This window comes from Planctomycetota bacterium (genome assembly GCA_018242585.1).
Classification (GTDB): domain Bacteria; phylum Planctomycetota; class Planctomycetia; order Pirellulales; family PNKZ01; genus JAFEBQ01.
Map to the genome: position 1 here is coordinate 1 of JAFEBQ010000045.1, position 12,264 is coordinate 12,264.

General features: G+C 63.5%; 10 protein-coding genes and 1 tRNA gene. 4 read left to right on the forward strand and 7 right to left on the reverse strand.

Going from position 1 to position 12,264, the window contains the following annotated elements:
* The first annotated feature begins 54 nt into the window (after window positions 1–54).
* Window positions 55–609 (forward strand): hypothetical protein, encoded by a 555-nt coding sequence (locus JSS27_19790; GenBank protein ID MBS0211193.1) that lies wholly within the window; start codon window positions 55–57, stop codon window positions 607–609.
* 81 nt (window positions 610–690) lie between these two features.
* Here the strand turns inward: JSS27_19790 and JSS27_19795 are convergent, their stop codons facing one another.
* From JSS27_19795 to JSS27_19815, 5 genes are all read right to left on the reverse strand, one after another.
* On the reverse strand, window positions 691–2,256 hold the full coding sequence (locus tag JSS27_19795) for a sialate O-acetylesterase (GenBank protein ID MBS0211194.1): 1,566 nt from the start codon (window positions 2,254–2,256) through the stop codon (window positions 691–693).
* Window positions 2,257–2,726: 470 nt separating this feature from the next.
* Entirely contained in the window at window positions 2,727–2,930 is a 204-nt protein-coding gene (locus JSS27_19800) for a hypothetical protein (protein ID MBS0211195.1), read from the reverse strand.
* A 322-nt stretch (window positions 2,931–3,252) separates the two neighbouring features.
* A complete protein-coding gene (locus JSS27_19805) occupies window positions 3,253–4,512 on the reverse strand; it encodes a hypothetical protein (protein ID MBS0211196.1) in 1,260 nt (419 codons plus the stop codon).
* A 458-nt stretch (window positions 4,513–4,970) separates the two neighbouring features.
* The gene (locus tag JSS27_19810) at window positions 4,971–5,330 is read right to left on the reverse strand and encodes a hypothetical protein (GenBank protein MBS0211197.1); all 360 of its coding nucleotides are present in this window, start codon (window positions 5,328–5,330) and stop codon (window positions 4,971–4,973) included.
* Between the two features lie 293 nt (window positions 5,331–5,623).
* On the reverse strand, window positions 5,624–6,415 hold the full coding sequence (locus JSS27_19815; GenBank protein ID MBS0211198.1) for an RNA methyltransferase: 792 nt from the start codon (window positions 6,413–6,415) through the stop codon (window positions 5,624–5,626).
* Between the two features lie 200 nt (window positions 6,416–6,615).
* On the opposite strand from JSS27_19815, the gene JSS27_19820 reads away from it, so the two are divergent.
* From JSS27_19820 to JSS27_19830, 3 genes are all read left to right on the forward strand, one after another.
* On the forward strand, window positions 6,616–7,137 hold the full coding sequence (locus JSS27_19820; GenBank protein ID MBS0211199.1) for a hypothetical protein: 522 nt from the start codon (window positions 6,616–6,618) through the stop codon (window positions 7,135–7,137).
* A gap of 440 nt (window positions 7,138–7,577) precedes the next feature.
* Window positions 7,578–8,807, forward strand: coding sequence for an IS4 family transposase (locus JSS27_19825; protein ID MBS0211200.1), 1,230 nt, complete (start codon window positions 7,578–7,580; stop codon window positions 8,805–8,807).
* A 534-nt stretch (window positions 8,808–9,341) separates the two neighbouring features.
* Window positions 9,342–9,423, forward strand: a tRNA-Ser gene (locus tag JSS27_19830).
* Window positions 9,424–9,562: 139 nt separating this feature from the next.
* Here JSS27_19830 and JSS27_19835 read toward each other — a convergent pair.
* Both JSS27_19835 and JSS27_19840 read right to left on the reverse strand, forming a co-directional pair.
* A complete protein-coding gene (locus tag JSS27_19835; protein ID MBS0211201.1) occupies window positions 9,563–10,333 on the reverse strand; it encodes an NAD(P)-dependent oxidoreductase in 771 nt (256 codons plus the stop codon).
* Between the two features lie 67 nt (window positions 10,334–10,400).
* The gene (locus tag JSS27_19840; GenBank protein ID MBS0211202.1) at window positions 10,401–11,924 is read right to left on the reverse strand and encodes a sialate O-acetylesterase; all 1,524 of its coding nucleotides are present in this window, start codon (window positions 11,922–11,924) and stop codon (window positions 10,401–10,403) included.
* Window positions 11,925–12,264: the final 340 nt, after the last annotated feature.

Genomic DNA, 12,264 nt, shown 5'->3' on the forward strand with positions numbered 1-12,264 from the left:
AGGCGGTGGATTAACTAGGATTTATTTCAAGACCGAGAACTGAAGGACGATGATTTGGTCAATCTCGAAGGATTGACGAATCTGACCAATCTGCGGCTGGAGGCGACATCAATCACCGACGCCGCCTTGCCCCATATCGAAGGGCTAACCCATCTGACTGAGTTGTCGCTGGCGACTTCCAAGATTACCGGCGCGGGGCTCGTGCATTTGCGCGGTCTCAAGAATCTGAACACATTGCTTCTTGGCAACTTGCCGCCGGTCACCGACGCGGACATGGAGACGATCAAGGGCCTGACCAATCTCACCTATCTTGGACTCTCCAACACGCGCGTCACCAGTACCGGTTGGGTCTCGCTGCGCGCTTTCCCGCAGATGCGAAAGTTGCTGCTAAATCACACGCCCATCACGAACGAGGCCATCGAGCAACTGCGTGTGTTTCCGCAACTGCAAGAACTCGACTTGTCGTTTACCGCGATCGACGACGCTGGCCTTAACAAGCTAGCCGGAATGCAGCAGATTCAAGTGCTAACTTTGAAGAACGTCAAAGCGACCGACGCGACGATAACGCGATTGCGCGCGGCGCTTCCGCAATGCAAGATTCAGTTTTGAAAACCGAAGCATGACGACGGCACGGAGACTTGGCGGGTTGTCGTTAGCTTTCGGCCCGCGGGGGACAGCGAGCCCCGCGCGTTACCGCGCCGCGAATGTCACGCCTGCCCAATCGTCGGTTCGGAACGGCACCGCCGGCAGCCCGGCCTTGTTGTACAAGTTGCAGTTCGGGTTATCGGCCCAGGCATAGCGCACGGCCACCGGTTCGGCGACCTGGTCGCTCGACACCACGACCGTCTCGCCATCGATCCGGGCCTCGGCCGGGACAAACTTCTTGTCAGCGCCGGCAATGGCAAAGCCCAGCAACTTTTCACCCTTGGCCACCAATCCGTCGCCGGCGTGCTGATAACGAATGCGGATCGTCGAACCTTCACGATCGTTGCCGGCGTACCAAGGGCCCGAGTACTCGACCTGTTGCTGGTACGTCTTGGCCAGCGCGGCCAGGGCCAGCCGGCGACCGACGTCTTGCTTGTTGGTGGGGTGAATATCCAGCGCGTCGCCGATGTCGATCGATACCGCCAAGCCGCAATTCGGCACGTTGGCCGCGGTCATCGTCTGGGCCTCGCGCAGTTCGGCCCACGCGCTTTGTTGAGTGCTGTTCGACAATTCGGGCCGGCTGGGGCTGTAGTTCGCCAACTGCACCACCAGAAATGGAAAATCACCCTGGCCAAACGCCTTGCGCCAATCGCCAATCAGGGCCGGCAACAGTGTTCGGTACTGGAACGCCCGACCGGCGTTGGCCTCGCCCTGGTACCAAATGACGCCGCGAATGCCCAGCGGTACCAGCGGATTGACCATCGCGTTGTACAAGGTGCTGGGAAAGCTCGGCCCTTTGGCCAGCGGCGGACGCGGCGCCCGCGGGCGAGGCTGCTTATCGGCCACGGCCTGCTTGTCAGCTTCCCGATATTTGGCCATCTCTTCGGCGAACTTCTTCTCGGCCTCGGCCAGATTTTGCACCCCCTGGGTGCCGCGCTCGTCGATCGGCTTGAGCAACTCGTTCGCGGCCAAGGTCGCTCGCGTGGTCCAGGCTTCGGCCGGCGTGCCGCCCCAGGACGTGTTGATCAGCCCGATCGGTTGGTTCAGCCGTTGGTGCAGTTCGCGGCCAAAGAAGTAACCCACTGCCGAGAAGTTCGGCACGGTCTCGGGGCTGCATTCGACCCATTGGCCGACACAGTCACTCTTGGCCTCGTCGTTGCTCAGGGCCTTGGTAACCGTAAACAGCCGAATCTTCGGAAACTTGGCCGCGGCGATTTCCGCTTGCGGGTTCTTGGAGCGGGCGACGGTCCACTCCATGTTCGACTGACCCGAGCAGACCCAAACTTCGCCGACCAGGATGTTGTTCAACTCGATGCGGTTCTTGCCCGTGATCGTCATCTCGTACGGGCCACCCAAGGCGGGCGGCTCGATGGCCAATCGCCAGCGGCCATTGGCGCCGGCGGTGGCCTCGGCCGACTGTCCGGCCAGCGCAACCATTACCTTTTCGCCCGGGTCGGCCTGGCCCCAGACGTTCACCGGCTTGCCTTGTTGCAACACCATGTTGCTGCCGATCACGGCCGGCAGCTTGATCTCGGCCTGGATCGTCGCGGCACAACACCACGCGACGGCCGCCAAGGCCACGGCCCGCCTTGAGCACAGAATGGAACGCATCATGTTTTCCTCTCCCGGAACTGGCCCGATTATCGGTTGCCACGAGCGGTCATCGCCGGCTCGAAGGTTGTTTCGGCGCAGGGCGATTACTCGCTAAGGGTCGATCAACCCGACAAGATAAGCCAAGTGGGTGGGGGGAGCAACCAGCGGGAACGAGTGTTCCAGGGCGCGGCGAGAAGCGTCCCGCCCCAGCAAAGCCCAGGGATAGCCGTCCCTGGGTAGAATCTCGTGCGAACCCCGACCCAGGGACAGCGAGAACAGCTTCCCGGAAACTGCAACTGGGGTGGCACGTCCCAAGCGCAGCGCAGGGCGTGGGGAATCGTCAATCAAATATTGGGGCGGTACATGCTTCCCCACGCCCGAAGGACGGGCGTGCCACCCAGACACCAGAACCTAGCGAGAATCGCTCTATTCTTGGGCTTGAGGAGAGGAGTGGCCGAGACCACTAAGATAACGCCAAGCCGGCCAGCTTAGAAGAACGTGATCCGCGTGCGGCCGCGCCCCGACCGGCGCAGCAACACGCTATGGCAACGGACCACCGGACAGTTCTCCACCGGCTCTGCGCCCTCGGACGAGGCGCTGGCTGCCTGCTGGGGGGACTTTTCGGGCGCTAACGGCCCTTTGACCGCTTCGGGCTCGGCCCGATCGATTCGCAGCTTGCGGCGCGGTGACATTTCGACCTCCGTGTCTGGTCGATTGATGGGATGCCGCTGCCGAGCCATGCGTCACGGTCTCAAAAGAAAAAAGTCGTCCCTGACCCGAAGATGGAATCGTCGCAATCGGCGCACCGATTTAAGGGGCCGTAACGCAATTCCACATGGCGCGAACATGCGGCTTGAAGCGGCCAGCGATGAGGAGCGCCGCGAGCGCGAACCAAGCTCGCGCTCGTCGTGAAGCCGTAGGAGCAAGCGCCGTGGTCAACCACGCCAACCGTGGCAACGATCTGCTGCTTGACGGCGGTCGCTACGAGGCGCGCTCGATCAGCTCACCCGATGTTTACTGCCCGTAGGCAGGGACCGAGATACCCGGCGTCGTGGCGGCCGGAGTGCTTGAAGCCGGCGGCACAGCGGTCGGCGCGGCCGTTGAATAGGCCGCCGACGTGGCCGGAGCGGTGGCGCTCGGCGAGCTTGGCAAGGCAGCGGTCGAGTAACTGGCCGGCTGCACTCCCTGAGGATTGGCCGACGCACCCGCGCCAACTGCCGGTGCATATTCCTTCGTGCTGCCTGGGCGGTACGAAGTCGGCGCGTTCGGAGTCGTGTACTGCGTGGCGGGGGACGAATAGGCCGGCGTTGACGGCGGCGTATAGCCCGTGTTGCCCGGCGTGTAGCCCGTCTGGCCCGGCGTATACGGCGCCTGGGCGGTCGTCGCGGTCGACGGATAAGCAGTGTTGCCGGCGGCGTATTCGGCCGGGACCGCGGCGGTGCGCACGGGGCTCCCCGCGGCCGAAGCGCCACCCTGTTGAGCAGCGACGTCGACATAGCGTGTGCCGGTGCCCGGGGCGCTTGTGGCGCTGGCCGTGGCGTATCCGCCCGTCGTAGCAGCCGTTGGATAGCCCGGCGTCTGGTAGCCGGTCTGGCCCGGGGTGTACGGAGTCTGAACCGTCGCGGCCGTCGTCGGATAGGCGCTAGCCGGCGTGGTTGCCGGGACCGCCGCCGTCGGGTTCGCCGCGGCGCTGTACGGATTGGCGGCCGCGGTCGTTCCCGCGTTGTAGGCGTTCGCGGCGTACCCATTGCCAGTGGCGCTCGGCGTCGTGGCCGCGGCTGTCGCCGTCGGGTACGAAGTGGCCGAAGGATACGACGTGCCAGCCGTCGCGGCCGAGGCTCCGGCCGCCGGGTAGCTGTTCGGATAGGTGCTCGGCGACGAATAGCCGGCAGCGGCATATGGATTGGTCGTGGTGGTCGGCGTCGGGGTCGAGGCATAGCCAGCCCCCGCGGCCGGGTACGAACCAGCGGCCGGATAGCCGTTACCAATTGGATAGGGCGCGCTCGCGCCGGTCGGCGTGGCCGTGGCGGCCGTGGTGTAAGGATTCGCGCCGCCAGCGGCGTACGGGTTCGACGAACCTGGCGTGGTGGGCGTGGCGCCGGCGGTGGGCAGGGTCGGGTAACTGGGCGAAGTCGTTCCAGCGTAAGCGGCGTTGGCCGGCGGCTTCTTCTTGGCAAACGACGGCAGCGACCAACCATTGGCGCCGGTGCGGCAACCGCTGGAGCAAATCATGACCGAGCCAGCCACGGCAAGCCGGAAAATCGTTGAACGCATGAGCGCGTCGCCCTTGTAGATAGTTGTGGGCGGAAACGCGGTCGGCGTGGCGTCCCTGCCACTCCTGATACCGACGTTCCTCGTCCCTGAGGGGTTCAAGCCGCCTGGCTAGCGACAAGTCTGCCGCCGATGAGCGAACCTTGTCGTCCGTCATCGACCGCCAGCAGGCGTCATCTTCAAACTAACCGGAAAAGTTTACGTAATCGTCAGCGCGTCGCGCAGCTTACTACACGATCGCGGCGAGCGTGGGCCGACTCTGCGGGTTGCGGGGGCGGGACTATAACAGGAGCCCGCCAGCGGTCAATGCCAGTTTGCCGTGCTGGCACGCGCTGATGTGACGCGTACCTCGAGAGACATTTTCCGGCCCTAGGAAACGACAACGGCCCGCCCCGGAGTTATCGAGGCGGGCCGTTGAATAGTTTGTTTGCTGGCGCGGGTCGATTCTTAGGCGACGTCGACTAGCAGGTGACGCTGCTATCGCCCGCCGGCGTGGTGCAGGTGACCGAGACGATCGGCGCGGCGACCTTCATATAGCCCAGGCCGCGGATCACTTCGAGCACTTCGCTGCAGGTGGGGAACATGCGGCCGCTAGCCCGCTTGTAGACTTCCATGGCGTTCATGAATTCGACTTCTTCGGTCGTGTAGTCGCGTTCGCAGGTGGTGGGGTCGATCTGCCGGCGGCGCTGTACCTTTTCACGGCGTTCGACGCCACGGCGTTCAACTTCGACCGGAGCGCTGTTCTGACGACGTTCGTTGCCGCGGCGATCGTTGCTGGTGCGGCGATTGGTGGCGACTTCGTTCTTGGCTAGCTTGGTCATGTGCAATCCCCCCCGGTCCTGTAGTTTGATTTGATTTGAAGGCGGGCACGGTCAGGGCTCTTAAGCCCGGCGGCGAGGGCAGAATCTGCCACGCTAGGGCTTAGCTGTTGAGCGTGAAAATATAACACGCAGCTAAACTCTGACGCCTTTGCGGGGAGGGTAAAAAGCCCAAAGATTTTCGCCAGCGCACGGTATAACGCGCACGAGTTGTCCGCGACGGCACGGCCGGCGCAACGGACGTCCGGTCGTAACGATTGTGCCGGTGGTAGGGGCGAGATTGCCAACGAGGTGCGTCAACGCCACCGGCGTCGCCAGGCGTACATCAACAGCGCGCCAGCCGTGGCGACGTTCAACGATTCGGCCCGACCATAGATTGGAATCGTGACGTGCGCCGTCGCCGCGCTCAGCCATTCGGGGGCCAGCCCTTGCGACTCGTGCCCCAAGACCAGCGCCGCGCGCCGCGGCCAGTCGAACTCCAACCCGTCGGTCGCGCCGTGCGCCGCGGCCACGACAATCGGAATCTTTTCGTGCGCGAAGCGCGCAATCAGGTTGGCCGGTTCGCGCTGGCTGAATAGGCGCGGCGGCAGATGAAAGATGCTGCCGGCCGAGGCGCGGACCGCCTTCAGGCTGAACGCGTCGGCGCTTTGCTCGGTGGCGACGACCGCGCTGGCGCCGGCAGCGTCGGCGCTGCGAATCAATGTGCCGACGTTGCCGGCATCGCCAATCCGATCGAGCACGATCGACAGCCCATCGGGCAAGGGGGCGCTATCATCGGCGACGGGAAGCTTTGCTAGCGCGATCGCCTCGGGCGCGCTCGGCACATCACTCAGATAGGCCAGCAGTCCGCGCTCGACGAACGCCACCGGAACTTTCGCCCCGTGCGCCTCGTCGATCCAATGCTCGCTCCGTTCGTCGGCGGCGACGACGATCTGTTCCAGCGGCCAACCGACAGCTAGCGCCACGGCGATAGCGCGACGCCCTGGTGCGATGAACAAGCCGCGCTGGCGGCGCTGGCGCGGCTGGTCGAGCGCGCGAATCAACTTGCACAATGGGTGTTGACGCGAACTGAGGACGATCGGCTTCATGCGAGGACTGCTGCACGGGTGAACATCGACGATGGCTCGCGCTGGCACTATCACTCGATGCTAGCGCCAGCGCCGGGTGGTTTAGTGTAACTCAAGCGCGGGCGCGAGTGTGCGCGGACCCTTGACGAATCTGTCGACAATGTTTGGAATGTCGCTTGTGCCGCGTCGCACGCTCTTCTTTCTCTGCTCATGAGGTTCGGATGATTCGCACTCGTCGTTGGTTCCTGGGTTCGTTGCTTGTGCCCGCGGCCGCTGCGCTGGCCGGTTGTTCGCAAGGCACGAAAGGTGGTCACGACCATGATCACGATCATGACCACGAACACGAAGCGCTCGGCCCGCACGGCGGCCATTTGATCGAGTTGGGCGAAGATGCTTTTCACGCGGAATTGACGCATAACGACGAGAAACATCGCGTGGCGATCTACTTGCTCGACGGCGCGGCCAAGGCGATGCCGGCGGCCGAGAGCCTGCCCGCTGAGGTGAAGCTGACGTTCGACGACAAGGGGAAGACGGTCGACTACACACTGGCCAAGGTGGCCGACGGCAAGTACGAGATCACGAACGACGCGCTGTGCAGTTTGCTGAGCGGCAACTTCGATGTGAAGTGCTCGCTCGCGGCGACGATCGCTGGTAAGTCCTACACCGGCGCGCTCGAACACGAAGCGCACGAGCACGATCACAATCATCATCACCACGACCACGGCGACGCGAAGAAGAAATAAAATTTTTCCGACAACGTGCGCACAAGAGTGTTGCCAAATTCAGATCATCGGTTAAGATCACGCGCGCTGGGTGAATGAGAGACAAAAAACCTGGCGACTGCTGAAGAGAAAAGTTTTTCACTCCTCACGCCGCTGCGATCGTCCGCTCTGAATCACCAACCTCATCAACGATCTCGCCCACTGCTCCACTCGATCAACTGCTAAGAGGGAACTTAGCCCGTCGCGAACCAACCGCGCGTCCGTCAAGGATGACGACGCCGGTTCGCGACGTAACGCGAGCGGTGGGCCGCGGCCGTCGGCCAGTGATCTTTCGCCGATAGCATTCCGTTTAGGATTCTCATTGCCGACTGGTGCCACTGGTGGCTTGTCCCAATACTGACCGGGAATTTTTTTGGCCGTTTGGGGTTGCGCGATTCTTCGAGTTGGCGCAGACTACGCGTATGCGAAAGGGTGCGAAGCGTCCGGAGCCGTTGCCGATCTGGCCTGAAACCGTCCAGGGGGGTCGGCAGGTGCGTCTGCTGGAGCAGCACGTTCGTCAGTTGCGCAACCAGGCGGCGCACGGCAATCAGCAGTTGCTCCTGGACGATGTGGTGGTGGCTCATCTGCTGGCGTTTTTCAATCCCACGCTCCGTAGTTTACGGACGCTGGAAGACTTCAGCCAGACGCGCCAAGCGCAGCGGCATTTGACCGTGCGGCGTCTGTGCAAGAGCACGCTGTCCGACTTTCATGCCCTGGTCGATCCGACGCTGCTGCAGCCGCTGATTCAGCGTTTGCACGCGGCTGCCCAAGCCCAAGGAGGCCCGCGTCCCGCCGATCTGCCGGCCACGCTCGCCAAGGTGCTGGCGGTGGACGGGTCGTTTTTTGCCGTGGCCGCCGATGTGGCTTGGGCCATCAAGCAGCGGAGCGCCGGCAGCCGCCGTCACGCCGGAGTGCGGCTCGATCTGCATCTGGACATTGGCAACTGGCTGCCGGAAGTGATCGACGTCTGCGGCCAAGGGACCAGCGAAGCCGCGAGCGCCGCGCGCAGCATCCAGCCCGGCGCGATTCACGTCTACGACCGCGGGATTTTCAGCTTTGCGTTGCTCGCGGCGCAGGTGAAAGCCCAAGCCTTTTTCGTCCATCGCTTGCGCGAGGCGGGAGCCCGCAGCCCACGGTTCGTGGCCGAAACAACTCGCCCGCTGACGGCGGCAGAGCAAGCCCAGGGGATCGTCAGCGACCAGCCAGGCCGACTGGCCGGTTCGCCCCATCGTCCAGCTCCCGACATCCCGCTCCGCGAAGTGGTGGTGCAAGGTGACGGGGGCGAAGTCGTGCGGCTGTTGACCAATCTGCTCGATGTCGAGGCCAGCGTGATTGCCACGATCTATCGCTATCGCTGGCAGGTGGAGCTGTTCTTTCGTTGGCTCAAGGTGTTTGCCAACTTCAGCCACCTGATCAGCGAGCAGCGTTCAGGCATCCTGCTCAGCTTCTACGTGGCGGTGATCGGCGTGCTGCTGCTGGATCTGCACAGCGGTGCCAAGCCGAGCAAGTACGCCTTCAGCCTGCTGGGCATGGCTGCCCAGGGGGCCAGCCTGGCGGAAATCGCGCCGATCCTGGCGGAACGCGAACGGCGCGTCGCGCTCGATCGGGCGAGCCTGGCGCGGCGCAAGGCCCGCGCAAAAAATCAAGCGTAACCGAGCCGGGTTCGCGCAGGCGTGCGTGCCGGTGGTTGATGCTGCGCGGAAGGCGGCCACGGAGCGCCGCTCCTCGTCGCGCCGTCGCCAGCCACGCGAGTGCGCGACGATTGCCAACACCCTCTGATACACTCGGCACTTGCACTCCAGCCAAATACCGGACACTATTGGGCTTGTCCACCAGTGCGTAGCTCGTGCGAGACTCGTAGGGTACGCACCCCGTGCGTACCAAGCATCTCGCTCAGCGCAAGCGCTAATCAAGGGATGGCCCGGCCGCTAGTCGGCCGGGTTGCGACAGCAACAAGAAGAACGCGCAACGTCGTCGGTGATTCTTCGCCACATGCTTGTTCTCGTCGCTAGCGCGATCCAGCCGACAAGCGGCTGGGCCACCCATTGTTGTGTGCGCTTCGCGGGTTCATCGGTACGCACAGGGTGCGTACCCTACGGCTGAATCGCCAGCGTCTTGCCGTTTGCCCCCGCCGGACGGCTTGCGAATCGTGGCTGCGCAGCGTACGTTGAATTGATACAGCCTTCGGAGGGTAAGCGAATGGCTAGCGGCGACACTGGAAATGTCGTGCCGGGAAACCGGTTGCGGGTTCGACTCCCGTGCCCTCCGCTCTTCTAAACAGCCGGCGACGTAACTCGTTGACGGCTGTTTTTATGTGCTGATGCCGCCTGGCGATTCACCACGCCCTGCGCTTCGCTTGGGCGTGCCACCCAGGTCACCTACTTCAAAGCGCCTCGCCGGGCACCGTCTACTTCGCACCCGTCCACGGCTTACCGAGCACCACTTCCACCCCTTGCGGCCAATGTTCTTGGGGCGCGTAGCCGAGCAACGTCTTGGCCGGGCCCAGGTCGTGGTAGCACTTGTGCAGATAGTTGCTCATGGCGTACACGATGGCGAACTTCAATGGCGGCGCGGTGACCGCGCAGGCAAAGAACCGCCCCGCGTCACCGGGGCTCAAATAGACATCCTGCGCCCAATCGGTGACCGCGATCTCTTCGACTTGTTCCTTGGTCCGCGGACACCAGCCCAGCCGGACGACGATCACTTCCATGCCGTGCTGCTCCGCAAAGCCGCGGCCGATCGATTCGAGAAACATCTTGGTCGCCGCGTACCAGTAGCGTGGGCTGGGCGGATCGTCGGCCTTGATGGGTAGGGGCCCCGTCTCGCGCTGCCACCAGTTCACCTGCCCGCTGCTGGCCAGCACCAACCGGCGCACGCCGGCGGCTCGCGCCGCTTCGAGCACGTGATAGACCCCCACGATGTTGTTGGGCAGGATGCCGGCGAAGAAGTCGTCCTCGTCGTCGGGCGTGGCGGCCAGATGGATCACCGTGCCCACATCGGTCATCGCAGCGCGCAGCGCGCTCGGTTCGCCGATGCTGCCGACGACGAAGTCCGAGATGTCGCGCGTCGGCGCCAGATCAAACCCGCGCACCGGAATGCCGCAACGATGAAGTTCCTGGACCGCGGCCGTGCCGACGCGCCCGGCCGAACCAATCACCAGCGTTTTTTTGTCAGGCATCAATCGGTCGCTAAATGAAAATGCCGCGCGCCCGCGACGGGTTGCGTCGCGGGCGCGCGGCGCTGGCTTACTCTTTGCCCACGCTGACGCCCGGCCAATCGTCGGTGCGGAACGGCGTCAGCGGCAGCCCGGCGGCGTTGTACATGTTGACGACCGGGTTGTTGGCCCAGCCGTAACGAACGGCGGCCGGTTCGCTGACTTGGTCGGCCCAGACTTCGACCGTGCCATTGGGCAAAACCTTGCCGTTGGCCCAGACGAACTTCTTGTCGTCGCCGGCGATCGCGAAGCCCACCGGATTCGCCACATCGAACGGCCGCCAGCCGCCGTCGACATCGTCGAACGTCAGCACGACCTTGTTTCCCTGCTTCTCCATCGCTTTGTACTGCGGGCTGTGATAGGCGATCTTCACGCCGTAGTCCTTGGCCAACGCCCAGCGGGCCAGGCGGCGACCGACATCGACCTTGTTCTTGGGGTGAATGTCCTTCCCTTCGCCGATGTCGATGATCACCGCTTCGCCGGTGTTGGGCAGCCGCGACATGGTCATCGTCTGAGCCTCGCGCAGCTCGGCCCAATCGCTTTCGCCCGGCTGAGTCTGCTCGGGGGTGAAGTCGGCCAGTTGCACCCAATAGAACGGGAAATCCCCCTGGCCCCATTCATCGCGCCAGTTCTTGATCATCAACGGGAACAGGTCGCGATACTGGTACGCGCGGCCGGCGTTGGTTTCGCCCTGGTACCAGATGGCGCCGCGTATGCCGTAGCCCAAGTGCGACTTCAACACGCCGTTATAGATGTTGGCCGGGCGAGCGTTGCCCGTCATCAGCCTTTGCACGTTGGCTAGTTGCTTCTTGTCGGCCTCGTCCAGTTCGGCTTCCTTGGGCTTGAGCGCGGCGAACTGGGCCTCCATACCAGCGTAACGATCCATCATTGCCTTGAAGCGCGGGTCCGCCGACAGCACGTCGCGATTGATCCAGGCTTCGCAAGCCGAGCCACCCCAGGCGTTGTTGATCAAACCGACCGGCACATCGAGCGTCCGGTGAAGCTGACGGCCAAAGAAGTAGCCGACCGCCGAGAAGCTTTCGACGGTGTCCGGCGAGCAGACCATCCACTTGCGGTCATCGTGCGACCACTTCGGCTCCTGCGTGCCGATCTGCGGGAAGTTGATCATCCGCAGCTTCGGGTGCTTGGCCGATAGCTTCTCCAGGTCCGGGTCGTTCGCCTGCTTCACGTTCCATTGCATGTTCGACTGGCCCGAGCAGATCCAAACCTCGCCGACCAGCACGTCGTCGAGCTTGATTTCATTCTTCCCCTTGACGGTCAGCACTAGCGCTTCGCCCGGCGTCATCGGGTTCAACCAAACGGACCAGGCGCCTTGCGCGTCGGCCGTGGCCTGGTGCGACTGGTCGCCGATCGTGACGGTCACCGCTTCGCCGGGCTCGGCCAGGCCCCAGACTTTGTTCTTTTGTTGCTGTTGCAACACCATGTGGCTGCTGAAGATGTTCGGCAGCTTGACGTCGGCGTAAACGGCCGTGGCCGAACCGATCAGCCCCAACAATGCGAGTGCGAACGACAACGGCTTGATCAAACGAGGCATGCTAACTCCCAGAAACTCTTGGGTAATACGGCGGGGATAAGGCTGCGCGACGCGTCAACGCGGCCGGCGGCAATCGGTACTACAACTAGCACGCCGAAGACCGCGTTACAAGCGAGCGGCCCGATCGCCCCGGGGGACGCAACAGTGGGCAGTTTCGCCGAGGTTTCCCGGCGATTTATTACGACTCGGCCGCGACGAATGGGACGTTTTCTCCCCTTGCGACGCGGCAAAAGTGGCAAGCGGTTCGGCCGATCGTTATGCTGCATGTTCCGCAGATTTGTCCTGCCACCCGCTGACCAACTCACGCGCCCTCACGCACCGAAACACGATCAGGAGAGTC